The sequence below is a fragment of the Streptosporangium brasiliense genome, from assembly GCF_030811595.1.
GTDB lineage: Bacteria > Actinomycetota > Actinomycetes > Streptosporangiales > Streptosporangiaceae > Streptosporangium > Streptosporangium brasiliense.
On the sequence record NZ_JAUSRB010000002.1, the window covers coordinates 755,229 to 778,472 of the forward strand.

The following is a 23,244-nucleotide window of genomic DNA, read 5'->3' on the forward strand; positions in this document are numbered from 1 at the left end:
GTGGACGGCAAGTGCCCCCGCCGCACCTGTCCACACCTTTACCGTACGCACTCCCGGCCATGAATGGGCCGGGCGTGACCATCCCGATCACACCCGGCCGCGGACCTGTGACCTCCGGCCGTCGGACCGCCCGCTGCCCGGTGGCCGGCGCCACCCGGTGGCCGGCGGCCACCGACCACCGGCCACAGATCACCGATCACCGATCACCAGCCGGTGACCGCCGACCACCGATCATCGGCCGGTAGCCAGCAGCCGCCGATCACCGACTACCGATCACCAGTCACCAGCCGGTGAATCGACCACCGACCACCGGTCGCCAGCCGGTGGCCGACAGTCGCCGATCACCGATCACCGGCCGGCGACCATCGGCCGCCGGAGGGCTACTCGCCCTTCCACTCCGGAGCGCGCTTCTCGGCGAAGGCCGCCGCGCCCTCCATCGCGTCCTTGGAGCCGAACACCGGGTTGATGATCTCGCCCTGCTTCCGGAACATCTCCTCCCCGCTCCAGTCGGCGGACTCGACGATCACGCGCTTGGTCGCGGCGAGCGCGAGCGGGGCGTTCGCCGCGATCTTCTTCGCCAGTTCGAGCGCCCTGGCCAGCGCCTCGCCCGCGGGCGTGACGTGGTTGACCAGGCCCACCTCGTACAGCCGGGAGGCCGGGAAGTGGTCACCGGTCAGGGCGATCTCCATCGCGATGTGGTACGGGATGCGCCGCGGCAGCCTCATGATGCCGCCCGCCCCCGCGACCAGGCCCCGCTTGGGCTCGGGCAGGCCGAACTTGGCCTCCTCGGAGGCCACGATGATGTCGCAGGCCAGCGCCAGCTCGCAGCCTCCGGCCAGGGCGTAGCCCTCGATCGCGGCGATGATCGGCTTCTTCGGCGGCGCCTCGACGATGCCGCCGAAGCCCCGGCCCTCGACGACCGGGAAGTCGCCGGTGAGGAAGCCCTTCAGGTCCATGCCGGCGCAGAAGGTGCCGCCGGCCCCGGTCAGGACGTAGGCGGAGACGTCCTTGCGCTCCTCCAGCTCGTCCAGCGCCGCGGCGATGCCCCGGGCGACCGCGCCGTTGACGGCGTTCCTGGCCTGGGGACGGTTGATCGTGATGACGGCGACGCCGCCGTCGACATCGACCAGAACCTCGTCAGACACCGGTGACTCCTACTTGGGCTGGAAGCGGATGCCGCCGTCGAAGCGGATGGTCTCGGCGTTCATGTAGTCGTTCTCGATCAGCGAGCGGACCAGGTGGGCGAACTCCGACGGCTGGCCCATGCGCTTGGGGAAGACCACCGGCGCCACGAGCTTGGCCTTGAACTCCTCGGCGTTGGGCGAGAAGCCGTAGATGGGGGTGTCGATGATGCCCGGACAGATCGTGTTGACGCGGATGCCGACGGCGGCCAGGTCGCGGGCGGCCGGGACGGTCATGCCGACGATGCCGCCCTTGGACGCCGAGTACGCGACCTGTCCGGTCTGGCCCTCCAGCGCGGCCACGGAGGCGGTGTTGACGACCACGCCGCGCTGGCCGTCCGCGTCGACCGGCTCGGTCCTGGCTACGGCAGCGGCGCCGATGCGCATGAGGTTGAAGGTGCCGATCAGGTTGACCTCGATGACCTTGCGGTAGGACGCCAGGTCGTGCGGCGATCCGTCGCGGTTCACCGTCCGGGTGGCCCAGCCGATGCCCGCGCTGTTCACCACGATGCGCAGCGGCTTGCCGGTCGCCACGGCCGCGTCCACGGCCGCCTGCACCTGTTCCTCGTCGGAGACGTCGGTCTTGACGAAGACCCCGCCGAGCTCGTCGGCGAGGGACTTGCCGCGCTCCTCGTTGAGGTCGGCGATGACCACGGTGACGCCGTGCGCCGCGAGGTCGCGGGCCGTGGCCTCGCCGAGGCCGCTGGCACCGCCCGAGATGATTGCTGCTGCTCCGTTCAGGTCCATGAGCGGACTTTAACGCGGATACCGAATGAAGTTCTACGCGGGGTGGGCTAAATCTCTCCCACAGCGCTGCCGACGTCGGGGTAGACCTTTATCCGGCGGTCGAGCCCCGTCGTGCGCAGGATCCGCGCCACCGGACCCTGCGGCGCGGCCAGGCAGACCCCGCCGCCCTCCCCGGTGGCCAGCCGCCATGCCTCGATCAGCACCGACAGTCCGCTGGAGTCCATGAACGACAGCGCGGCCAGGTCGAGGACCAGCCTCGGGCTGTCGAGCTTGATGGCGTCACGGACCTCGTCTCGCAGGAACGGGGCGGTGAACAGATCGAGCTCCCCCTCGACTGCCACCACCACGGCGTCACCAACGGCGCGGCGAGCCAGCCGTAGCTTCATCAGTCCTCCTCGCGCCCATGAGGCAGACCCACTTTACTTCGCCATCACCGTACGCGAAGTCATGCGACCCACGATCATTGACCCGGATCGGCGTGCCGGGGGACGGCCGTCGCGCGCCGCGGCCCCGCGCCACGGCCCGGCGGAGCCGGTCAGGGCGGCGCGAAGCCGTACGGCAGCTCAAGCCGGTGGGCGGCGAGCAGCTCGGCGTCGGCGAGGATCTCCCGGGTCGGCCCGTCGGCGGCGATCACGCCTCCGGAGAGGATGAGCGAACGCTCGCACAGCTCCAGCGCGTAGGGCAGGTCGTGGGTGACCATCAGCACCGTCACGTCCAGGCCCCGCAGGATCTCGGCGAGCTCGCGGCGGGAGGCCGGGTCCAGGTTCGACGACGGCTCGTCCAGCACCAGGATCTCCGGCTCCATGGCCAGCACGGTCGCCACCGCCACCCGCCGGCGCTGGCCGAAGGACAGGTGGTGCGGCGGCCGGTCGATCGCCTCCAGCATGCCCACGCGGTCCAGGGCGTCCTTGACCCGGCGCTGCAGCTCCTCACCGCCGATCCCGAGGTTGGCCGGGCCGAAGGCCACGTCCTCCCGGACGGTCGGCATGAAGAGCTGGTCGTCGGGGTCCTGGAAGACCAGCCCGACCCGCCTGCGGATCTCCTTGAGCGAGCGCTTCTCCACCGGCAGCCCGGCCACCGCCACCGTGCCGTGCCCGGCGGTCAGGATGCCGTTGAGGTGCATCACCAGCGTCGTCTTGCCCGCGCCGTTCGGCCCGAGCAGCGCGACCCGCTCCCCGCGGCCGATCGTGAAGTCGACGCCGAACAGCGCCTGCGTGCCGTCCGGATAGGCGTAAGCCAGGCGGCTCACCTCAAGAGAGGGCGTCATGCCAGTCCCCAGCTTCCCAGCAGCACCACCAGCGCCGCGCCCGGCAACATACCGGCGGCGAGCCACTGACGCGACGAGGCGGACATGTCCTGGATGACCGGCATCGAGCCACTGTAGCCGCGGCTGAGCATCGCCAGGTGCACCCGCTCGCCCCGCTCGTAGGACCGGATGAACAGCGCGCCCGCCGACCTGGCGATGACCGGGATGTGCCGGACGTCTCGGGCCGCGAACCCCCGCGACTCCCTGGCCACCCGCATCCGGCGCATCTCGTCGATGATCACGTCCATGTAGCGGAGCATGAACATGGCGATCTGCACCAGCAGCGGCGGCAGCCTGAGCCGCTGCGCGCCCAGCAGCATCAGCCTGGGCTCGGTGGTGGCCGCCAGCAGGACGCTCGCGACCACCCCCAGGGTGGCCTTGGCCAGGATGTTCCAGGCGGCCCACAGTCCCGCGACGCTGAACGACAGCCCCAGGAAGGACACCCGCTCGCCGATCCCGATGACCGGCAGCGCCACCGCGAACAGCACGAACGGGATCTCGACCGCCATCCGCCGCAGCAGGAAGGGCGGCGGGATCCGCGCCGTCAGCGCCACCGCGGCCAGCAGCAGGGCGTAGAGCCCGAAGGCCCACAGCCACTCGCGTGGAGTGGCCACCACCACCAGGGCGAAGCAGGCCACCGCCGCCAGCTTGCACTGCGGCGGCAGCCGGTGGACGGCCGTGTCTCCCGGCAGGTGGAGCTGGTGATGGTGACCGGCGCCCACTAGGCCGAGACCTCCTCGCGCCTGTCGCTGTCGCCCTTGGTACGGCGGCGCACCGCGAAGAACAGCCCGCCCCCGACCGCGAGGGTCGCCCCGACGCCGATCAGGCCGGCCACGCCGACCGGGATGCCGCCCACGTCGCCGTAGTCGGCGAGGGGCTGCTCGCCGAGGGCGTGGTCGGTGGCCTGGCTGCTGAAGCCCTTGTCCTCGGCGACCCGCTCCAGGCCGTCGGGTGAGGAGGAGGCGTAGAAGCTGACGATCCCGGCCAGCAGCGCCGCGACCACGACGCCGGCGGGCAGGAACCAGCCCGGACGCCGGGCGGCGGCCGGGGCCGGGGCGCCCTGGGAGACCACGGCGTCGCCGTCGGCGCCGCGCAGGACCAGCGGGGCGGCCAGCCCCCGCGCGCCGTAGACCAGGTCGGGCCGGATCGCCAGCACGGTGCTGACGGTGACCGCCGTGATCAGGCCCTCGCCGATGCCGATGAGCGTGTGCACACCGCCCATGGCGGCGGCCACCGTGCCGACCTCGATGGGCGCGGTGCCCCCGATCCAGAACAGCAGGGTGAAGGCCAGCGCGGAGGCGGGCACCGAGACCAGCGCGGCGGCGAAGGAGGCGGCGACGACGGCGGGCCTGCTCCGCGCGCTCCGGGTGACCAGACGGAAGACCGCCCAGCCGGCCAGGACGGCGACGATGCCCATGAGGGTGATGTTGACGCCCAGCGCGGTCAGGCCGCCGTCGGCGAAGAAGAAGCCCTGCACGAGCAGGACCACGGCCACGCACAAGACGGCCGTGTAGGGCCCGACGAGGATCGCGGCGAGCGCGCCGCCGAGGAGGTGGCCGCTGGTGCCGGCGGCCACCGGGAAGTTGAGCATCTGCACGGCGAAGATGAAGGCGGCGACCAGGCCCGCCATGGGGGCGGTCCGGTCATCGAGCTCCCGGCGGGCGCCGCGCAGGCAGACCGCGACGCCGGCGGCCGCGACGGCCCCGGCTGAGAGCGACACGGCTACGTTGAAAAAGCCATCGGGTACGTGCACGACAAGCCTCCGAAGTGCGGAATCGCCCCTTACTTTAGGCCATGGGCTTGTAGTTGCAAGAAGATGGCATTAACGCACCATCCGCTCCATGAACGTGCGGGGCGTGGACGTGCGGACCACCGCGCTGAGCCGCCCCTTGCCCGCCGTGGCGTACGGCCGCACGCTCCGCCGCACCAACCCCCGCCACCACGTGCGCGGCGGCACGATCGCCTCCGCCTCCGCCTCGATCCGGAACCGGGCGGGTGGGCCTCCCAGGTCCAGCTCCAGGTAGGCGTCCCAGGTGCCCGGCCCCAGCCGGCCCGCCGCCTGCCGGGCGGCGAACACGCCCCCCGCCCCGGCCGCGACCCGCTCGTGCCGCTCCCGCCCCGACCACCGCTCCCGCCACACCAGGCGGCGTACGGCGTGCGCCCCCGGCGTGCCCGTGCCGACGGTGACCTCCCCGTCGAGCATCAGCCGGTGGCCGAGCGACCAGCGGGTCCGGGTCAGCCGCACGCTGGCCGGCACGCTCATCACGTGCCCTCCGACGTCGAGGCTGAGGTTGCCGTGCGGCCGGGTGAAGTAGGGCAGGGCGATGACGCCGCCGACCAGGCGGGGCACCGGCTGGGCGATCCGCCCGTCCCGGCCGGCGCCGAGCCGCGCGAGCCGGGTGATCCCCTCGCACTCGACGGTCACGTGGACGTCCCAGACACCCGGGGGCAGCTCCCCGACGTCGACGAGACCGGTGAACCCGTCGCAGCCGCCGCTGACCGGGACCACCAGGTCGGCGGCCGGCTCGGCGCCGTCGCGCCGCATCCGCAGCACCAGGGCCAGGCCGCCGACGACGAGCTCCGGGCGGTCGCCCTGCCCCAGCGCGCTCAGCCCGACCCGGCCGGAGATCGCCAGCCGGCCCCGCCCGTCCCAGCGCAGCTCGGTGAGCTCCCGGCGGACCGCGGCCGACTCGATGTGCGCCAGCCGTACCAGGCGGTCGATGTCCTGGAGGGCGGCGATGCGGCTGCGGTCGATGGGCGGGAGCCGGTCGCGGACGCCGTCGGTCAGCCACCGGTCGCACATGTCGGCCACCTCGGCGACGATCTCCTTGCGCTGGACCTCCCCCGCCTCCAGGAAGGGCCTGCCGAGGCTGCCGAAGGCGTCCAGCCGGAAGTGGCGGCGGAGCAGGTGGTCGCGGAGGGCGCCGGGGCGCACGTGGGCGACGACCAGCTCGATCGGCCGCCTGATCATCCGCAGCCAGGAGACCGGGTCGCGACTGCCGGGCCGCTGCATGATGCTGCTGCCGTCGGGCCGGGCGACCAGGTGGTAGCAGTCGTAGTCGGCGACCACCGAGATCACCCTCGCGTGGCAGTAGGCGTGGGCGGTGAAGACCACGTCCTCCCCCACCAGCAACGTCTCGTCGAAGCGGATGGCGTGGCGCTCCAGCATCTCCCGGCGGAACAGCTTGAAGCAGCTCAGGCTGTTGTAGACCGAGCTCTCCCCGAGCGGCACCCGGTCGGCGCTCTCGCGGAACATCGAGACCGGCGCCCTGCGGTCATGCCCGACGATCTTCCCGAGGACCATGTCCGAGCCGTTGCGGTCGGCCATCGCGAGCATCCGCTCCAGCGCCTCGGGGCCGAGGTAGTCGTCGGCGTCGCAGAAGAACACGTATCTGCCGCGCGCGTGCGCGATCCCGACGTTGCGCGGACGGCCGGCGCCGCCGGAGTGGCGCTGCCGGACGATCCGGATGACGTTGCGGTGGTGGGCGGCGTAGAGGTCGAGCAGCTCGGAGCTGCCGTCGGTGGAGCCGTCGTCCACCACGACGATCTCCCTGCTGACCCGCTGGATCAGCAGGGAGGTCAGGCACCTGTCGAGATAGGGACGGCAGTTGTGGACCGGAACGATCACACTGACGTCTATCTCGGACGGCTCGGATATCTCGGGTGGCTCGGATGTCCCGGACCGGCCCGCGCCTTCCTCCGTGCGGACTCGCTGAAGGATCATCCCCGTCACCGCCGCGCCCCTCGTCGGTCACTATCGGCTTGCATGCCGATTCAGTATGTGACCAAGAGCCCTCCGTGCGCGGCGGATCCAGCGTCTTGGTCACCCCACCTCCACGCCGGGATCGCCGCACCCGGTGGAAAGCGGCCGGTTCGTACGGCTTGCCCCGCGCCACGGTCACGGACGCGCCGCGTCCGGACGTCTTCGGTAAGGTACGCCCGCATCCTGGAGGAGAACCGTGCTGAACGAGCCGAGCGGGCCGACCGAGCCGAACGAGCTGACCGAGCTGACCGAGCCGACCGAGCTGAACGCCCCGGGCGCCGGGCTCACCGCGCTCCCGGCGCCCGCCGGCGACCCGGCCTCGCTGCGCCGTGTCGACCTGGCCTGGAACGAGCTGACCGAACTGCCCCCGTGGGTCGGGCGACTGCCCCGGCTGGAGCACCTCCAGTTGGACGGCAACCGGCTGCGCGACCTCCCCGACCTCCGCGGCCTCACCGCCCTGCGCGACCTCCACCTCGACGGCAACGCGCTGACCCGCCTCCCGGAGAGCGTCCCCGAACTGACCGGGCTGCGGACGCTCTTCCTGTACGGCAACGCGATCGGCGAGCTGCCCGAGGCCATCGGCCGGCTCCGGAACCTGCGGCACCTGGCCGTCGGCGGCAACGGCCTGACCTCCGTGCCCGCCGCCCTGTGGCGGCTGACCGGCCTGCGCTCCCTGAACCTCGCGGAGAACTCCATCACCGAGGTGCCGGAGGCGATCGGCGGGCTGACCGAGCTGCGCATGCTGGACCTGGGGCACAACGCGCTGACCCGGGTCCCGGAGGCGATCGGCGACCTCCACGGCCTCACCGACTATCTCTACCTGAGCGACAACCGCTTCACCACGGTCCCGGCGTCCCTGGGCAGGCTCACCCGGCTGACCTACCTGAACCTGACCGACAACCGCCTCACCGTCCTGCCCGCCGCCCTCGGCGGCCTCACCGCCCTGCGGGAGCTGCGGCTCTACGGCAACCGGCTGCGCGAGCTCCCCGAGACCATCGGCCGCCTCCGCGAGCTGCGCGAGCTCCACCTGATGAACAACGCCCTCACCGGCCTGCCCGCCTCGATCGGCGACCTGTCGCGGCTCAGGCAGCTCGACCTCAGGAACAACGCGATCACCTCCCTGCCCGGCTCCCTCGCCGGGCTGCGCAGCCTCACCCACCTGGACCTGCGCAACAACCGGCTCCGCGAGCTCCCCGACGGCCTCGCCGACCTGCCCGCGCTGGAGAAGCTCGACCTCCGCTGGAACAAGCTCGACGGCGACCCGGAGGTCCTGCACCGCCTGAGCGGGCGCGGCTGCGCCGTACTCCGCTGACGTCGAGGGCCCGGCCGGCCACCGGGACGCCGGGCCCGCGGGGCGGGGCCGATACCACTGGCTTCCAAGAGATCGACAAGGCGCCTTGACCAAGCTGTCCGGCGAACCTCATCGCCGTTGACAGGGGAGAGCATGCATCGCCTATTCGCCCGGGCCTCGCTGAGCGTCGCGGTCATCGCGGGATCGCTGCTGGCAGGGGGGACCGCGCACGCGGAGCCGGCGCCGATGGTCAGGGTCGTCCTGGAGAGCTTCATCGCCTACAACCTCGAGGAGAGCGGACACGACGAGATCTACGTGCAGACCCAGCGCGACGGGAAGACCCGCCAGCTCTTCCCGACCAACACCGGCGCCCTGTCGGTCGCCGTCAACGACTGCGTCTACATCAGCGGCGACGGCTGTCCTCCGGGGACCAACTACCGGGGCTACTACAACGCCAACAAGCCCAGCTACACGGCCGACGGCAAGCTGCTGATGGTGACCCTCTACGACGACGACATCTCAGGGGACGACCCGCTGGTCAACGTGCCGATCTGGCCCCAGCCGATCAGCGAGAACCAGTACTTCCGCGAGGACGCCGACATCAACGGCTATCACTACGCGTTCAATTTCCGCCTAGAGCCCGCCTACTGACGGAGAATCACGTGCGTACCATCCTGTCCAGGATCGTCACCACCGCCGCCGCGCTGACCCTGGCCGCGGCCCTCGCGCCGCCCGCCCAGGCCGTAGCGGCCGCCGCGACGCCCCTGAAACTCGTGTTCGGCTCGCTGCAGGCCATCGACCTGGAGGAGAGCGGCGAGGACGAGATCCGCGTCGAGGTCAAGGAGCCGAACGGCGACCACTACTACATCTGGCCCACCAACGGCGACGAGGCCGATACCAAGGTCGGGACCTGCTGGGTGTGGACGAGCGAAGCCTCGGCGTGCTCACCCGGCTCCTCCTCGCGCTCGGCCGGGCCGTACACCCACCTGACGGTCTACCCCGGCGCGTCGTTCACGATCGAGGTGTGGGAGGACGACCACATCGGTGACGACCTGCTGCTGCGCATCCCGGTGACCCCGACGGAGGGGACCCAGTACATCGACGCCTCCTCCCCGGCCGGCAAGGGGTTCTCCTACCGGCTGGTGGCCCGCCTGGAGCCCGCCTGACGCCGGCGTCCCGGACCGCCGCGGCGGTCCGGGACCGCGCCTGAGCCGGTGATCTCCCTCCCTCCGGCGGGGGAGGGAGATCACCCCACGGCGGGAGGTCCCGGACGGGACCTGACGTGACCATCGGGGGTATGACGGCTTCACAGGTCGACGGGACGACGGCGGCGCGGTCGCGCCGCGCGGCATGGGCGGGGTACGGCGCGGCGGCGTGGGGGTTCCTGTTCGCCCTGCCCAGCTTCTACTGGGCGCTGGGGGGCACCGCCGGCGCCACCACGACGATCTCCCCCTCGCTGGTCAGACTGGTGCAGGACGGGGTCACCTGGTTCATCGTGGTCCTGTGGGTCACCGGCGCGCTCAAGGTCGTCGGCGGGGTGCTGGGGCTCGCCCTGGTGCGCCGCTGGGGCACGGGCATGAGCCGGCTCCTGCAGTTCGCCGCCTGGGGCGCCGGGGTGCTGCTGCTGTGGCACGGCGGGCTGTTCGTCGTGCAGGGGCTGCTCCTGCAGCTCGACGGCACCGGGATCGCGCCGGAGCTCCTGCCGGTGATCCGCTGGTACACCTACCTGTGGGGGCCGTGGTTCATGGCCGGCGGCCTCCTGTTCGTCCTGGCCGCCCGCGTTCAGCGGCGCGGTCTGGCCGACCGGCGCGGCACGGCGGTCGCCGGCGCGGCCGGCGGGGTCGGCGCGCTGGGCCTGTCGGTGGCGCTGACGGTCATGGGCATCGGATGACCGGCCCCACCCGGCGGAGAGCCGCCCGCGGACGTGTCCCTACGGGCCTATCTACGGACGAGTCCTCCTCCGAGCTCCCTGACCCACGGACGGGTCCCCCTCCGAGCTCCCTGATCCACGGATGGATCCCCCTACGACCTCCCTGACCCGCGGACAGCTCCCTGGCCCGCGGACGCGCTCTCCGGCTCCGGCGACGGCGCTCCCCGGCCGGAGGGACGGGCGAGCCGGTTCAGCTCGGCGAGGGCGAGCCCCCACGGATAGGTGTCGGTGCGATCGTCCCCCGAGTCGGGGCCGTGCGGCTCGAACTCCCCAGGGCCCAGAAGCACCCGCACGCCCTCGGCCCGCAGCCTCTCGACGCTGTGCCGGAACGGGAGGCGGGCGGCGAGCGCGCTGTTGAGGCACGGCAGCACCACGACGGGGATGCCCAGCCCCGTGGCCTCGGAGAGGAGGCCGAGGGCGTAGGTGTCGGCGATGCCCTGGGCGCTCTTGTTGATGGTGTTGTAGGTCGCGGGGGCGACGATGACGGCGTCGGGCCGCGGCGGCTTGGGTTCGCCCGGCTTGCGGTATCTGCTCCGTACGGGGCGGCCGGTCTGCGCCTCCAGCGCGCCGGCGTCGACGAAGTCCAGTGCCTGCGGGGTGGCGACGATCTGGACGGCCCAGCCTTCCTCCTGGGCCATCGTGACGAGACGGCCGACCCCGGCGGCGGGGCCCGCGGCGCACACGATTACGTAGAGGACCTTGCCGGTAGGGCTCACGCGCGCTCCAGACGTCTCGGCGGGCCGGCGGGCTCGGCGGCGGACGCCGGCCGGGGGTTCGGGCGGGAGGTCACGGACGGTCCGGAGGGCGCCGGAGCGGTCGGTGTCCATCTGGCGAGCGTATGCGACACCCGTCCGATCGCCACCCACGGGTCCGAGGGCGAGAATCCGGTGTTTCCCGGCGATCCGGGGAGCGCCGCGGACAGTCCCTGTGCGGAGACTCCCCCGGCCGGCTGCGAACTGGTCGACAGCACCGAGGCCCTGCCGGCCCGCCCCGGTCACTCCCGCGCCGGACGCGCGTACCGCCGGCGGACGGCCCTCAGGACGGCGACACCGCCGAAGTAGGCGGCCAGCACCCGCACGGGCAGGCCCGTCACCCCGTGGTAGTCCAGGCCGGCGAGGGCCAGGGACAGCAGCCCGGCGAGCACGGCGCCGACCCCGGCGATCGTCAGCGCGGCGGGCCACACGCCCCTCACCGCGCCCACGGGATCGGCCCGGGGCCCCGTACGCCGCTCGAACCGCCCGAACACCGCGACGAGAAGGGCGAGGATCAGCGCCAGGCAGGTAAGCCAGGGGACGCGCAGCAGCAGCCAGAACGCCGACCCGGGCGTGGCCTCGGGCATCACCGCCGTCGCGTGGAGCACCAGGACGCCGATCACCACGGCGGTCATGTGCCAGAGGAAAAGCGTCATGATCACCATGTTGACCGCCACCACGACGGTCCACGGGCCCGGCCGCCGCAGCCACCGGTTCCCCGGGTCCCGCGTCCACAGGGCGATTCCCGTCTGGGTGACGGCCAGGGCAAGGAGGGCCAGCGTGGGCGGAGAGGTGTTCTCTATCTTCTCCCCGAACCCCACCATGCTGACCGGATAGGGGCCGACCACCGTGAGGAGCACGAGGATGACGGCCCCGGCCGCCGCCATCGGCAGAGCCACGCTCCGCCGGGACGGCAGGCGCCCGTCCTGCCAGGCGAAGCCGAGCTGGTGCACGGCCAGCCAGCCGAGCAGGTAGTTCGCCTGACCCACATAGGGGACCTTCAGCACCAGACGGGCCAGGTCGCCCACGCCGACCAGGACCGCCAGGACGATCGGTACGGCCAGACCCGCCCGCCGGTGCAGGGCGTACATCGGCGGGGTGAGGACCATCACGGCGAGGTAGGCGACCAGGAACCACAGCGGGATCCCGGCCAGCCAGACCGCCGCGCCGATCAGGGCGGGCGCGGCCCCCAGGAGCCCGGCCGTCACGGCCGCCACCGTCAGCCCACCCAGGAAAATCGTCGTCGGGCGCAGCAGCCGGGCGGTCCGGCCCAGCACCCAGCCCGTGGCGTTGCCGCCCCGCCCGAGGTGGGAGACGAAGGACGCGGCGTTCGCGAAGCCGCCGACCAGGAAGAACAGGGGCATCACCTGGAACAGCCAGGTCAGCGGACGGGTCCACGGGGCGACCTCAAGGATGTTCCCGCCCTGGAAGCCCGTGCCGTCGCGGGCCACGTAGATCACCAGCCAGTGCCCGACGACGACCGCCGTGATCGCGACGGCGCGCAGCAGGTCGACATGGCGCTCCCGCTGCGGCGGCGTCCGCTCGGCCAGCCGCCGCACCCGCCGCGTCATCCGCTGAACGGCCCGGACAGGCTGCGCTGCCATGCCACCGACGCTTGACATGATGAGAGCATTCCTCCATCCACGTCATGTCAAGCGGCCTGCCCGGCCATCATCCACGTCATGTCGGCTGGTCACCCGCCGTGCCGCCCGTTATGCGCGGGCGGCGCCGTCCCACAGGTCGGCGCTGTGCGCCTCGACGAGGGCGCCGATGCGGGTGAGGGCGTCAGCGGCGGGCCGCGGGTCGAGGCGGCGTCCGTCACGCAGGCGCAGGGCGACGTGGCCGTCGGCGGCCTCCCTGGCGCCGATGACGGCTTGGTAGGGCACAAGGCGGGCCTCCCGGACGCGGGCGCCCAGGCTGCCGCGTTCCGGCCCGGCGAGCTCGGCCCGCAGCCCGAGCTCGGCGCATCGCCGGGCGAGCGCCGCGGCGTCCGGCAGCTCGGCCTCGGAGACCGGGAGGATCACCAGTTGGGTGGGGGCGAGCCAGGCGGGGAAGGCGCCGCCGTGCTGTTCGATGAGGTGGGCCACGGCCCGCTCCACGCTGCCGATGATGCTGCGGTGGACCATGACCGGCCGGTGCTTCGCGCCGTCCGCGCCGATGTAGTGCAGGTCGAACCGCTCGGGCTGGTGGAAGTCGACCTGGACGGTGGACAGGGTGGACTCCCGGCCGGCGCCGTCGGCGACCTGGACGTCGATCTTGGGGCCGTAGAACGCGGCCTCTCCCTCGGCTGCCTCGTAGGGCAGGCCGGAGCGGTCGAGGACCTCGGTCAGCAGGGCGGTGGACCGCTGCCACATCTCGGGAGCGGCGACGTACTTCCCGCCGGGGCCCGGGAGGGAGAGCCGGTAGCGGGCCGGGCTGATGCCGAGCGCCTCGTACGCCCGGCGGATCATCTCCAGTGCGGCCCGCGCCTCCTCGGCGACCTGGTCCAGGGTGCAGAAGATGTGCGCGTCGTTGAGCTGGATGGCCCGGACGCGGGTCAGCCCGCCGAGCACGCCCGAGAGTTCGGAGCGGTACATGCCGCCCAGCTCGGCCATGCGCAGGGGCAGCTCGCGGTAGCTGTGGGAGCGGGAGCGGTAGATCACCGCGTGGTGAGGGCACAGGCTCGGCCGCAGGACGACCTGCTCACCGCCGAGGTCCATCGGGGGGAACATGTCGTCGCTGTAATGCGACCAGTGTCCCGAGATCTCGTACAGTTCCCGCTTGCCGAGCACCGGCGAGTACACGTGCCGGTAGCCCGCCCGCCGCTCCGCGGTGCGGATGTACTCCTCCAGGGTGTGCCGTACGGCCGCGCCGTCGGGCAGCCAGTACGGCAGCCCCGCGCCGATCAGCGGGTCGGTGTCGAACAGGCCCAGCTCACGGCCGAGCTTGCGGTGGTCGTGCATCGCGGTCTCCTCGCGGACATCGGGCGAGTGACCGCAAGACGAAGCCCCGGGGCACTCGCCCCGGGGCTTCGGACTAAGTCAGCTGTCAGCGCGCCGGGACACTCTCCGGCGTCGTCGTCATGGCAGCGCGCTTCATGCGGGTAACGGTAACAGAAGCCCGGCGATCTCCACAGGGCCGTTCCCGGCGGGGAACGCCGCGGCCGCGCGATCCGGCGGCGGGTGCGTCCTCAGGCCCGCCGGGCGATCATGATGATCACCCGGCTGCTGTCCGTGACCGGCCCGCGCGTCCAGTCCCCGAACTGCTCCTCGACCACGAACCCGGCCTCGTCCAGGAACCCGCGCAGTTCGGGCACGTCCAGGAAGCGCAGGTTTGCCCGATCGACCCAGAGCACCTCGCCGTCCGCCTCGCTGGTCGTCTCGGTCAGGGACACGACGCCCCCGGCCACCGACTCGACGGTGTGCGACACCCGGAGCCTGCGCCCCGACCCGTCCACCACCTCGGTGGCGTTGCCGGGGTTCCACCCCTCCCAGGCCCTCGCCTGCGGATGGCGCGTCTCGAACACGAACCGCCCGCCCTCCCGCAAGGCCGCCCGGATCGCGACCAGGGACGAGCGCATCTCCTCATCGGTCACGAAGCACTGGAAGGCGTTGCTGGCCATGGTCGCCAGCTCGAACTCCCGGTCCCAGGCCGCGTCCGCCGCGACCCCTTCGACCCATTCGACGTCGGCCCGCCGCCGGGCCCGCTCCAGCGCCGCCCGGTCCGGGTCCAGTCCCACCAGCCGCCCGGCGTGACCCATCTCCCGGGCCTGGTGCAGCATGCTCCCCGTGCCGCATCCCACATCCAGTACGGCCTGCGCGGACATCACCAGGTCGTCGAAGAAGGCGGAGTCCGGCCGTTCGGCGTTCCACGGATTGAGCACGTCATAAAGCGCCGCGACATCGGCATCGGTAAACACCCGCAGCATTATTCAGGCGGCCCCTGTCCGGCCCAACCGATTTACCGCCCAACCGATTTACCGAACGGAGCGCTCCACGTCGCCCGTGTCCGTTCCCTGATCGCCTCAGCCGCTCCGGCCGTCCAGTGGCCCCCCGGGGCGGACGATGCCCGACTCGTACGCGTACCGGACGGCCTGAGCACGGTCGCGCAGGGCGAGTTTGGCCAGCAGGCGGTTGATGTGGGTGCTCACGGTCGCCTCGGTGATGAACAGCGTGCCGGCGATCTCAGCGTTGGACAGTCCTTGCGCCACCAGACGCAGCACCTGCTCCTCCCGGGCGGTGAGCCCGGTGGCCCGCGGCGCCGGCGGCGCCGTACGGCGGTAGGCGTCGACGACCCGCCCGGTCACGGCGGGGTCGAGCAGGACGTCCCCCCGCGCGGCGCTGCGGACCGCCGCGAACAGGTGTTCGGGCGGGGACGCCTTGAGCAGGAACCCGCTGACCCCGGCGTGCAGGGAGCTGTCGAGGTTCTCGTCGGTGTCGTACGTCGTCAGCATGATCACCCGCGGTGGGTGCGGCATGGCGAGGATCCGGCGGGCCGCCTCCAGCCCGTTCATCCGGGGCATCTCGATGTCGAGCAGCACGACGTCGGGACGCAGGCTCCGGACACGCTCCACCGCGTGTTCCCCGTCGGACGCCTCGCCTAGCACGGACAGGTCCGGCTGGGAGTCGATCACCAGCCTCAGCCCGGCTCTGATCATCGCCTGGTCGTCGGCGATCAGGATGCCGATCCCGCCCGCCCCGGCGGCCCCGGCACCGAAGGTCCCGGAGTCCGCCGGAGCCGGCGGGTGAGAAGGGGACACGGAGCGCTCCGGGCCGCCTGCGGCGTCCACGGCGTTCACAGGGGGAGCACCGCCCGCACGCCGAAGCCCCCGGAGGGGAGCGGGGCGGCGGTGAACGTGCCCTGGAACAGCGCGACCCGCTCCCGCATGCCGATCAGGCCGTGCCCGCCGTTCCCGGACGTCCCCGCCTGCGCACGCGTCTCCCGGGGCCCCCGGTCGAGAATCTCCAGCCGGAGCTGCCCCGGGTCATAGGCGACGCTCACCGTCACCTGTGTGGGGCCGGCGTGCTTGAGCGTGTTGGTCAGCGCCTCCTGGACGATCCGGTACGCCGACAGGTCAAGCCCGGCGGGCAGCGGCACCGGATCGCCCTGCGTGTCGAGCGTCACGTCGAGCCCCGCCGACCGCACCTGCTCCAACAGCTCGTCCAGCCGGTGGAGACCGACCTGCCGCGGCGGCTCGTCGGCCTGCGGCCCGCGGAGCAGGCCGAGCATGCGATGCAGTTCCTCCAGAGCCCCCCGGCCGGTCTCCTCCACCGTGGCGAGTATCCGCCTGTCCCGCTCCCGGTCCTCGGGCAGCGTCAGCCGTACGCCTGCGGTCTGCAGGGTCATCACGCTGACGCTGTGGGCGACGATGTCGTGCAGTTCGCGGGCGATGCGGGCACGCTCATGCGACACGGCCTCGCGGGCCAGCAGTTCCCCCCGTTCGGCCGCCTGCACGGCGAGCACCCGGTGACGGCGTACGGCCAGGCCCGCCCCCGCCGCGATCGCGCACATCGCCAGGGCCACGGCGACGCCACCCCATCCGGCCGGAGGCGACGCGGTGAGGATCATGAAGGTCACGTACACCCCGGTCGCGGCCAGTCCGGCGGCAGCCTTCGCGCTGCGCGGACCGACCTCCGACAGGAGCGTGAACAGCAGCACGAGCTGGGTGTAGAACTGCCAGGCCGCGCCGTTCTCCCACGACAGGGCGAGCATCGCCACGTTGGCGGCCGAATAGACGGCCAGGATCGTGAAGGGGGCGCGGCGCTGGAACAGCACCCCGACGGCGGCGACGCCCCCGGCGGCGATCCACAGGGAGAAGTGCTCCCTGGAGGGGGTCATCGGGCGTCCGCTGGCCTCCTCCGCGACCGCGAACAGGGCCACGACCGCCGCGACGAGCCAGTCGACGGGCGTGGGGGGACGACGGTAGCGCACCCTCCGAGGGTAACCGTGGCCATGACGTGCGCCATTCCGCCGTCCCTCTCCTGAACGCGTCCCCCGGCATCCGGTTACGACAGCGCGGGCGGAATCAGTCCGCAGGGGGACGACACATCAAAGACCGCTTTGACGACGGAACGGAGGACCGGTCCATACGGTCCACCACATGCTTTCCAATGCCGGCTCCTTCCGCCGCGTCGCCGCGGGCACGAGCCTCATCCTCGCCCCGCTCTGCCTGCTCCTCGGTATGATTACCGACCCTTCCAAGCCCGGGGTCGACGACCCCCTGGCGTACGCGCACAACCCGGGTGCCGTGGGTGTCAGCGCGACGCTCCTCCACTACGCCTGGGTGCTGTTCGTACCCGGTGTGATCGGCCTGGTTCACCTCGTACGGGGCAAGGGCGCGGTGCTGGCCAACATCGCGGGCGTGGTCGCGGTCATCGGCCTCATCAACTTCTCGTCCCTGATGATCTCGGACTTCTTCGACATCGTCCTCTTCCAGGCCCTGCCGGTGGCACAGGCCGAGAAGCTCATGCAGGACGCGGCACAGCCCGCGATGATCGCTGCCTGGCAGATGCCCGGGCTGATCGGCTCCTTCCTGGGGCTGGTCCTCATCGCGGTCGCGTACGCCCGCTCCGGCCGGGCGGGATGGTGGTTCCCCGCGAGTGTGCTCGTGGGCCTCGTCGTCTGGGTCTTCGGCGCGAGCGCGTGGAACCTCGTCCTGGGCCTCGGCGGCCCGGTCATCCTGATGGTCGCCTTCGGCGCCGTCGGCGTCGCGATCATCCGTATGCCCGACACGGAGTGGTCCCCGGGGACGCGTGAGCCACGTCGCGGCCGGACCCCCGCGTCCCCCTCGCCCGGGACCGGCGGGTCACAGCACGGCCGAGACGGGGGTGCGACGTCAGCCGGGAGTCGAAAGCCCTGAGGCCGAAAAGTCCCCCTGGCGGATGACCCGGAATCAAAGACCACTTTGACGTCCGGGCAGGGGAGCGGCTTCTACCGTTCGGTCCATGACCTTCCATATGAACACGCTCCGCCGCGCAGCCGTGGGCGTCACCCTTACCCTCACCACCCTCGCCGCCGCCCTCGCCGTCCCCGCCACGGCGCAGGCGGCCACCTACGGTCCCTACTGGGACCTGCGCCAGTGCTCGATGGCGGCGTCAGCGTACGGCGGCGCCCAGAACGGCGCCTACTGCTTCCTGCGCAACGGCCGCTGGTACCTGCACACCCCGTAGTAGCCGATGCGCACGAGGAGGCCCCGGAGCCCGAGAACGCTCCGGGGCCCCTGGCCGCGTCCGGTGCGGCCGGTCGGGTCGCCCCGGACTGAGACGTCCGGCCACATCCCCGCGGCGCTCGGGCCCAGGCGTCGGCTGGACTCGATCCCGCGACGAGCGATGCGCGGGATGATGAGATCCAGACCAGCCGGCCGTCCGGGACGGTGCTGACCTGCGCGTTGCAGCCATGGATGTGGCGCGGGCTCATGAGTTCACGCGTTGAGGGTCAAAGTTCACGCGTTGAAGGTCAAGGAGAGTTGCTCGCTGCGGGTGCGCAGGAATCCGGTCATCGCGTCGACGCCAAGACCGATGGCGCTCTCGTCCACCACGAAGTCGGAGGCGTGCGGAACCCCCTGCTCGCCCACTCCGAAGAAGAACATCGCTCCCGGCGCCCGTTCCAGGAACAGCCCGAAATCCTCCCCGCTGAAGGGATAGGACGCGTGGAACACAGTGGCGTTCAGGTGGCGCGCGCCGGCCAGCGCGTGTTCCGGTGAGTTGACCAGGGTCGGGTGGCGTCCGAGGAACCGTACGCGTGGCCCGGCCTGCGAGCGGAGCAGCGTCCGGATCTCCTCGTAACGGCTGTCGGGCCAGGCCCGCACCCAGCCCTGCACGGCGTCCTCCTCGCGGTGGACCTGGGCGTGGACGAAGCTCGCCAGCGGGCCGTCGGGGGTCTGCAGGTCTCCCGCCAGTCGGGCGAGGTCGTCGGGGCCGGCCGGCGGGGTCACCGTCGACAGGCCCTCGATCAGGCTCTCGAACCGCCGCGCCTCCTCGGGCGACAGGCCCTCGATCCGGAAGATGTCCTGACCCGGATACCCGAACCCGGGCGCCACCCCGAACTTCCCGACGGGCAACGGCCAGGAGTGCAGCGCGTAGACCTCCCGCGGCGGGACCGGGTCCAGGGCACCGTCGCCGATCATGGCACGGGCGCCCTCGCAGGTCTCCTCGGCGGGCTGGAAGAAGAAGACCGCCCGGCCTGAGGTCTGCTCGCGCGTCAGGGCCCGCGCGACGCCCACCCCGATCGCGGTGTGCACGTCGTGCCCGCACAGGTGGGCCGCCCCACCCGGCACGGCGACCGCGTCCAGGTCGGCCCGGTAGCCGATCGCGGGCCCGTCCCCGGCGTCCAGGATCGCCACCACACCGTGCCCGCCCACGTCCGTCCGGACATCCAGGCCCGCTCCGCGCAGGGCGTCGGCGACCAGGGCCGCGGTACGTCGCTCCGCGCCGGCCAGCTCGGGGTGCCGGTGGATCTCGCGCCGTAATTCGATCAGTTCGGCATGCCTCATGGCGGGATGTTGTCACTTCGGCATGCCGCATGGCGGGATGTTGTCACAGGGAATCCGCCGGCCCCTCCGACATGCCCTCACTCACCAGCCCACCTCCGGCGAGGGGGTCACACGAGCGGTGAGCCGGGCGCGACGACCAAGTCGCACAGGGGCGGGACGGAGGGGGCGGGGACGGTTCCGCTCTGCGCGAAGCAGGCAGAACTCGGACGCGCCGTCTACCTATGGTGAGGCATGGCCTCCTCTGTCCCGCCGCTACGTCTGGCGATCGATCGGACCGCCCCTAAGCCGTCTCCGGCTCGTGAGCCGCTGTGGCGGCACGCGCTCGGTGAGTGTCTCAGAGGTCTCCGTCACGAGCGGGGCGAGAAGTTGAGCGAGACGGCGCGTCGCGCCGGCGTCTCGCCGCAGTATCTCTCCGAGATGGAACGAGGCGTCAAGGAGCCGTCGAGCGAAATGATCGCTGCGGTCGCCGGCGCGCTGGATGTCACCCTGATCGATCTGACCCTTGCCGTTGCCGAGAGCTTGCGGTCCGCTCAGAGCAGCACGTCGAGAGGTGCTACCTGCTCGGCGTACGCTCTGGCCGCGTAGCGCGGCCTGTCGGGATCGTCCACGGGCCTATGAGTGCTCCTCGATGATCTGATCGAGGAGCCCGTACTCCAAGGCCGCGGCCGCGGTGAACACGCGATCGTGATCGGTGTCGGCGCGTAGGGTCTCGATGGTCTGGCCCGTGTGCTTTGACAGGATGCGCTCGATGTCTGCCCGGACACGCACGACCTCGTCGGCCTGCAAGATGAGGTCGGGGATCGTCCCGCGCCCCTGAGCGGCCGGTTGGTGCAGGATCACCCGTGCGTGCGGGAGAGCGGAGCGTTTTCCTTCGGCACCCGCGGCGAGAAGGACGGCACCCACCGCGATGGCCTGTCCAACACAGGTTGTCGCGACCCGCGGGCGGATGTAGCGCATGGTGTCGTATATCGCGAGCATTGCGCTCGGGTCCCCGCCTTCACAGTTGATATAGAACTGTATTTCGGCATCGGGGTTGTCTGACTCCAGAAAAATAAGCTGCGCGACGAGCGCGTTCGCGACGCCCGCATCGATCGCGGTTCCCAGATAGACGATCCGCTCGGTGAGCAGGTGCGAGTAGACATCCATGATCCGCTCGCCACGAGGATTCCGGGCGATGACGTTGGGGATCGTGTACGTGGTCACTGGCCCACTCCTTCGGTGACGCCGAATCCGAGCCGCGGGCGATTGTGCGGCGCGATTTCGTCGAAGCTCTGGACGATTGCGTCTATGAAGCCGTAGTCCAGTGCCTCCTGCGCCGTGAACCAGCGATCGTGCAGAGAATCCTCGAATATGCGCTCCACGGACTGGCCCGTGTCCTCGGCGATAAGACCGAGCACCGTGTCGCGAGTATGCCGAAGGTCGCCGGCCTGCAGTTCGATGTCGACCGCGGTGCCGCCGATCCCGGCCGAGCCTTGGTGCATCAGGACACGTGCGTGCGGCAGGGCGCGGCGCTTCCCCCGGGCACCCGATGACAGCAAGAATTGCCCGGCGCTGTAGGCGATGCCCAGCACGAGGGTCGACACGTCACAGGGGACGAGTCGAATGACGTCACGGATCGCGAGCATCGATGGGACCGATCCGCCCGGGGAGTGAATCCACAATGCGATATCGGTCGCCGCGTCCTGCGTGGCGAGCGCTATCAATTGCGTGGCGAGCAACGTCCCGTTGTCATCATCGAGAGGGCCGTCGAGAACGAGAACACGCTGCTCGTAAAGCTGACGTCTTACCTGCGCGCTGAACAGTGGAAGTTTCGATTCTTCACCCATGCGTCCATCATGTGAGGCGACCCGGATCGGCGTCGACCCGATCCGCCTGGGGCAGATCTGCTCTGAGCAGCGAGAAATCGGTTTCCGGCCCGGTCCGTAGCGTTGCGGCCGGGAATCGACCGGGGCGGGCGCGCCCTCCCGCTACCCGCACCGGGGCCCAGGATCCGACCGTGTACCAAGACGCGCGTGGCCGCCCAGCGGGAGAACTTCATGTCCGTCCACACCTGTGGACGGCCGCACCGCGGACGTGTTCGTGGTCGACGACGCATGGGTGCTGCGCCGCTATCGGGACGGCGGTGACGCGTCCGCCGAGGCGGCCGTGATGTCTCACCTTTCCAGCCGGGGTTATCCGGCTCCAGCCAGGGTTATCCGGCGCCGCGGGTCTCGACCGGTCCAAAAGGGCTCAGGTGATACGGGCCGTCAAGGACTCGGACTGAGATCTTCGCCCCCAAGGACTCTCCTGCATCGGGAGAGTCCTTGCTCATGTCCGGGCTCCTCCACTACTCCCCGGGCCATGCGGCGAGGATCTCGATGCCGATCACCTTGCCATCCTCGTCCAGATCGAAGTTCACCATCGCGCCGTCCGCCGTGACCGTCCGCACCGCGCCGCCTGGAGGGATCGGGCCGCGCAGGTAGACATAGGTGCCCTCGGCTTCCGGATCATAGGTCCACGTGCCTGGGCGCTCCTCCAGAGCCACCGAGCCTCCCGCTGTTGGCAAAGGTGTTAGCAAGATCGGGAAATCATACGGGCAAAGAGAAGGCCCCTGACGGCGTAATACCTGTTCAGGGGCCTTCTTCACTGCGAGCCGACGAGGGGAATCGAACCCCTGACCTTCTGTTTACAAGACAGATGCTCTGCCGATTGAGCTACGTCGGCATGGTCGCCTGATGAGTGTAGTCGGCTTATGCCCCGGACGTCACCGAGCTGAGCGGAGGAGTCGGAAAGAACGGGCGAGTTCCGCGGATCCGCGGTGGCGGGGATCCGCGGGACAGGGCCTAGCGGCGGCGGTGGCGGGCCACTTCGTAGAGGGCGACACCGGCGGCGACGCCCGCGTTCAGGGACTCGGCCGCGGCGTTCATGGGGATGCGGACGACCAGGTCGCAGGACTCGCGGACCAGGCGGGACAGGCCCTTGCCCTCCGACCCCACGACGACGACCAGCGGGCCGTCGAGGAGGTTGGCGTCGCCGATGTCGACCGTGCCCTCGCCGTCGAGGCCGATCACGAACAGGCCGGCCTCGCGGTATTCGCGCAGGGTCGCGGTCAGGTTGGCCGCGCGGGCGACCGCCATGTTGGCCAGCGTGCCCGCGGAGGTCTTCCAGGCGCCGCCCGTCACCCCGGCCGAACGGCGGGAGGGGACGACCAGCCCGTGGGCGCCGAAGGCGGTGGCGGAGCGGGCGATGGCGCCGAGGTTGCGCGGATCGGTGACGCCGTCGAGGGCCACGATCAGCGGCACCTCGGCGGCATCCTGGGCGATGCCGACCAGGTCCTCGGGGTGGGCGTATTCGTAGGGGGGGATCTGCAGGGCCAGCCCCTGGTGGATCGCGCCCTCGGTCAGACGGTCGAGCTTCTCCCTGCCGACCTCCAGCATCGCGATGCCGCGGTCGGCGGCGATCCGGACGGACTCCTTGACCCGGTCGTCGTTGTCGATGCGCAGGGCGACGTAGAGCGTGCTCGCCGGCACCCCGGCCCGCAGCGCCTCGACGACGGGGTTGCGGCCCCCGATGTATTCGGGGGCGTCCTCGCTCCGCTTGCTGCGGACCGGGGTGCGCGGGGAGGAGGGCCGGCCGCCCCGCTCCTCGCGCTCGATCCGCTCGGCGCGCGCCTTGTCCTTGTGCCAGTGCCGCATGTGCGCCGGCGGGGTCGCCCCCTTGCCTTCCAGGCCACGGCGGACGTTGCCGCCCGTGCCCTTGGTCGGACTCTTCTTCTTCGCGGGTCGCCCGGACCCTCTACCCCCACCAGCCATGCTGTCTAGGGTA

At 71.5% G+C, this 23,244-nt stretch carries 24 protein-coding genes, 1 tRNA gene and 1 pseudogene; 7 read left to right on the forward strand and 19 right to left on the reverse strand.

The features are described 5' to 3' along the window. Positions 1 to 380: 380 nt before the first annotated feature. The 7 genes from J2S55_RS11830 to J2S55_RS11860 form a co-directional block, all read right to left on the reverse strand. On the reverse strand, positions 381 to 1,145 hold the full coding sequence (locus J2S55_RS11830; protein WP_306859767.1) for a crotonase/enoyl-CoA hydratase family protein: 765 nt from the start codon (positions 1,143 to 1,145) through the stop codon (positions 381 to 383). A 9-nt stretch (positions 1,146 to 1,154) separates the two neighbouring features. Next, complete coding sequence (locus tag J2S55_RS11835; protein WP_306859770.1) at positions 1,155 to 1,928, reverse strand: SDR family oxidoreductase; 774 nt, start codon at positions 1,926 to 1,928, stop codon at positions 1,155 to 1,157. Between the two features lie 47 nt (positions 1,929 to 1,975). Beyond that, positions 1,976 to 2,314 carry an STAS domain-containing protein gene (locus J2S55_RS11840; RefSeq protein WP_306859771.1) on the reverse strand — a complete coding sequence of 113 codons (339 nt, stop codon included), beginning with the start codon at positions 2,312 to 2,314 and terminating at the stop codon, positions 1,976 to 1,978. Positions 2,315 to 2,463: 149 nt separating this feature from the next. Next, on the reverse strand, positions 2,464 to 3,195 hold the full coding sequence (locus J2S55_RS11845; protein ID WP_306859773.1) for an energy-coupling factor ABC transporter ATP-binding protein: 732 nt from the start codon (positions 3,193 to 3,195) through the stop codon (positions 2,464 to 2,466). Further along, positions 3,192 to 3,956, reverse strand: coding sequence for a cobalt ECF transporter T component CbiQ (cbiQ, locus tag J2S55_RS11850; RefSeq protein ID WP_306859775.1), 765 nt, complete (start codon positions 3,954 to 3,956; stop codon positions 3,192 to 3,194). Before cbiQ ends, J2S55_RS11845 begins: the two co-directional genes overlap by 4 nt. After that, positions 3,956 to 4,987, reverse strand: coding sequence for an energy-coupling factor ABC transporter permease (locus tag J2S55_RS11855; protein ID WP_306859778.1), 1,032 nt, complete (start codon positions 4,985 to 4,987; stop codon positions 3,956 to 3,958). The genes cbiQ and J2S55_RS11855 overlap by 1 nt, the downstream gene beginning before the upstream one ends. 69 nt (positions 4,988 to 5,056) lie before the next feature. Then, the gene (locus J2S55_RS11860; RefSeq protein WP_306859780.1) at positions 5,057 to 6,862 is read right to left on the reverse strand and encodes a glycosyltransferase family 2 protein; all 1,806 of its coding nucleotides are present in this window, start codon (positions 6,860 to 6,862) and stop codon (positions 5,057 to 5,059) included. A 331-nt stretch (positions 6,863 to 7,193) separates the two neighbouring features. On the opposite strand from J2S55_RS11860, the gene J2S55_RS11865 reads away from it, so the two are divergent. From J2S55_RS11865 to J2S55_RS11880, 4 genes are all read left to right on the forward strand, one after another. Next, complete coding sequence (locus tag J2S55_RS11865; protein WP_306859782.1) at positions 7,194 to 8,309, forward strand: leucine-rich repeat domain-containing protein; 1,116 nt, start codon at positions 7,194 to 7,196, stop codon at positions 8,307 to 8,309. Between the two features lie 132 nt (positions 8,310 to 8,441). Beyond that, a complete protein-coding gene (locus J2S55_RS11870; protein WP_306859784.1) occupies positions 8,442 to 8,939 on the forward strand; it encodes a hypothetical protein in 498 nt (165 codons plus the stop codon). A gap of 11 nt (positions 8,940 to 8,950) precedes the next feature. Further along, a complete protein-coding gene (locus J2S55_RS11875; protein WP_306859786.1) occupies positions 8,951 to 9,454 on the forward strand; it encodes a hypothetical protein in 504 nt (167 codons plus the stop codon). 131 nt (positions 9,455 to 9,585) lie between these two features. Continuing rightward, positions 9,586 to 10,179, forward strand: coding sequence for a DUF3995 domain-containing protein (locus J2S55_RS11880; RefSeq protein WP_306859788.1), 594 nt, complete (start codon positions 9,586 to 9,588; stop codon positions 10,177 to 10,179). A 131-nt stretch (positions 10,180 to 10,310) separates the two neighbouring features. Here J2S55_RS11880 and J2S55_RS11885 read toward each other — a convergent pair whose 3' ends face one another. The 6 genes and pseudogenes from J2S55_RS11885 to J2S55_RS11910 all read right to left on the reverse strand — a co-directional run bounded on the left by J2S55_RS11885 (position 10,311) and on the right by J2S55_RS11910 (position 16,880). Next, a complete protein-coding gene (locus tag J2S55_RS11885) occupies positions 10,311 to 10,934 on the reverse strand; it encodes a flavoprotein (RefSeq protein WP_306859790.1) in 624 nt (207 codons plus the stop codon). A 278-nt stretch (positions 10,935 to 11,212) separates the two neighbouring features. Next, on the reverse strand, positions 11,213 to 12,574 hold the full coding sequence (locus tag J2S55_RS11890) for an acyltransferase family protein (RefSeq protein ID WP_306859792.1): 1,362 nt from the start codon (positions 12,572 to 12,574) through the stop codon (positions 11,213 to 11,215). Positions 12,575 to 12,682: 108 nt separating this feature from the next. Beyond that, positions 12,683 to 13,915, reverse strand: a pseudogene (gene thrS / locus J2S55_RS11895) (threonine--tRNA ligase); the annotation flags it as partial. A gap of 224 nt (positions 13,916 to 14,139) precedes the next feature. Further along, positions 14,140 to 14,877: a class I SAM-dependent methyltransferase gene (locus tag J2S55_RS11900; protein WP_306859794.1), complete on the reverse strand. Its 738-nt coding sequence runs from the start codon at positions 14,875 to 14,877 to the stop codon at positions 14,140 to 14,142. Positions 14,878 to 14,973: 96 nt separating this feature from the next. After that, positions 14,974 to 15,708: a response regulator gene (locus J2S55_RS11905; protein ID WP_306859796.1), complete on the reverse strand. Its 735-nt coding sequence runs from the start codon at positions 15,706 to 15,708 to the stop codon at positions 14,974 to 14,976. A 35-nt stretch (positions 15,709 to 15,743) separates the two neighbouring features. After that, positions 15,744 to 16,880 (reverse strand): sensor histidine kinase, encoded by a 1,137-nt coding sequence (locus J2S55_RS11910; RefSeq protein WP_306859798.1) that lies wholly within the window; start codon positions 16,878 to 16,880, stop codon positions 15,744 to 15,746. Between the two features lie 169 nt (positions 16,881 to 17,049). Here J2S55_RS11910 and J2S55_RS11915 point away from each other — a divergent pair, with 169 nt between their 5' ends. Continuing rightward, a complete protein-coding gene (locus J2S55_RS11915) occupies positions 17,050 to 17,808 on the forward strand; it encodes a hypothetical protein (protein WP_306859800.1) in 759 nt (252 codons plus the stop codon). Positions 17,809 to 17,893: 85 nt separating this feature from the next. Continuing rightward, positions 17,894 to 18,118, forward strand: coding sequence for a hypothetical protein (locus J2S55_RS11920; RefSeq protein WP_306859802.1), 225 nt, complete (start codon positions 17,894 to 17,896; stop codon positions 18,116 to 18,118). A 272-nt stretch (positions 18,119 to 18,390) separates the two neighbouring features. On the opposite strand, the gene J2S55_RS11925 is transcribed toward J2S55_RS11920, so the two are convergent. Next, the gene (locus tag J2S55_RS11925) at positions 18,391 to 19,440 is read right to left on the reverse strand and encodes a M20 metallopeptidase family protein (RefSeq protein WP_306859804.1); all 1,050 of its coding nucleotides are present in this window, start codon (positions 19,438 to 19,440) and stop codon (positions 18,391 to 18,393) included. A gap of 231 nt (positions 19,441 to 19,671) precedes the next feature. Here J2S55_RS11925 and J2S55_RS11930 point away from each other — a divergent pair, with 231 nt between their 5' ends. Further along, complete coding sequence (locus J2S55_RS11930; protein WP_306859806.1) at positions 19,672 to 20,025, forward strand: helix-turn-helix domain-containing protein; 354 nt, start codon at positions 19,672 to 19,674, stop codon at positions 20,023 to 20,025. Positions 20,026 to 20,052: 27 nt separating this feature from the next. Here J2S55_RS11930 and J2S55_RS11935 read toward each other — a convergent pair whose 3' ends face one another. From J2S55_RS11935 to rlmB, 5 genes are all read right to left on the reverse strand, one after another. Next, complete coding sequence (locus J2S55_RS11935) at positions 20,053 to 20,643, reverse strand: ClpP family protease (RefSeq protein ID WP_306859808.1); 591 nt, start codon at positions 20,641 to 20,643, stop codon at positions 20,053 to 20,055. Then, positions 20,640 to 21,266 carry a ClpP family protease gene (locus tag J2S55_RS11940; RefSeq protein ID WP_306859810.1) on the reverse strand — a complete coding sequence of 209 codons (627 nt, stop codon included), beginning with the start codon at positions 21,264 to 21,266 and terminating at the stop codon, positions 20,640 to 20,642. Before J2S55_RS11940 ends, J2S55_RS11935 begins: the two co-directional genes overlap by 4 nt. Before the next feature lie 500 nt (positions 21,267 to 21,766). Beyond that, positions 21,767 to 21,964, reverse strand: coding sequence for a DUF2283 domain-containing protein (locus tag J2S55_RS11945; protein ID WP_306859812.1), 198 nt, complete (start codon positions 21,962 to 21,964; stop codon positions 21,767 to 21,769). Positions 21,965 to 22,070: 106 nt separating this feature from the next. Continuing rightward, positions 22,071 to 22,143, reverse strand: a tRNA-Thr gene (locus J2S55_RS11950). Positions 22,144 to 22,262: 119 nt separating this feature from the next. Continuing rightward, the gene (gene rlmB, locus J2S55_RS11955) at positions 22,263 to 23,231 is read right to left on the reverse strand and encodes a 23S rRNA (guanosine(2251)-2'-O)-methyltransferase RlmB (RefSeq protein ID WP_306859814.1); all 969 of its coding nucleotides are present in this window, start codon (positions 23,229 to 23,231) and stop codon (positions 22,263 to 22,265) included. Positions 23,232 to 23,244: the final 13 nt, after the last annotated feature.

Excerpts from the sequence above, each read along its gene's own strand:
- J2S55_RS11835 (WP_306859770.1), bottom strand. The coding sequence starts at position 1,928 with ATGGACCTGAACGGAGCAGCAGCAATCATCTCGGGCGGTGCCAGCGGC.
- J2S55_RS11840 (WP_306859771.1), bottom strand. The coding sequence starts at position 2,314 with ATGAAGCTACGGCTGGCTCGCCGCGCCGTTGGTGACGCCGTGGTGGTG.
- J2S55_RS11845 (WP_306859773.1), bottom strand. The coding sequence starts at position 3,195 with ATGACGCCCTCTCTTGAGGTGAGCCGCCTGGCTTACGCCTATCCGGAC.
- J2S55_RS11870 (WP_306859784.1), top strand. The coding sequence starts at position 8,442 with ATGCATCGCCTATTCGCCCGGGCCTCGCTGAGCGTCGCGGTCATCGCG.
- J2S55_RS11880 (WP_306859788.1), top strand. The coding sequence starts at position 9,586 with ATGACGGCTTCACAGGTCGACGGGACGACGGCGGCGCGGTCGCGCCGC.
- J2S55_RS11890 (WP_306859792.1), bottom strand. The coding sequence starts at position 12,574 with ATGGCAGCGCAGCCTGTCCGGGCCGTTCAGCGGATGACGCGGCGGGTG.
- J2S55_RS11900 (WP_306859794.1), bottom strand. The coding sequence starts at position 14,877 with ATGCTGCGGGTGTTTACCGATGCCGATGTCGCGGCGCTTTATGACGTG.
- J2S55_RS11915 (WP_306859800.1), top strand. The coding sequence starts at position 17,050 with ATGCTTTCCAATGCCGGCTCCTTCCGCCGCGTCGCCGCGGGCACGAGC.
- J2S55_RS11920 (WP_306859802.1), top strand. The coding sequence starts at position 17,894 with ATGACCTTCCATATGAACACGCTCCGCCGCGCAGCCGTGGGCGTCACC.
- J2S55_RS11925 (WP_306859804.1), bottom strand. The coding sequence starts at position 19,440 with ATGAGGCATGCCGAACTGATCGAATTACGGCGCGAGATCCACCGGCAC.
- J2S55_RS11930 (WP_306859806.1), top strand. The coding sequence starts at position 19,672 with ATGGCCTCCTCTGTCCCGCCGCTACGTCTGGCGATCGATCGGACCGCC.
- J2S55_RS11940 (WP_306859810.1), bottom strand. The coding sequence starts at position 21,266 with ATGGGTGAAGAATCGAAACTTCCACTGTTCAGCGCGCAGGTAAGACGT.
- rlmB (WP_306859814.1), bottom strand. The coding sequence starts at position 23,231 with ATGGCTGGTGGGGGTAGAGGGTCCGGGCGACCCGCGAAGAAGAAGAGT.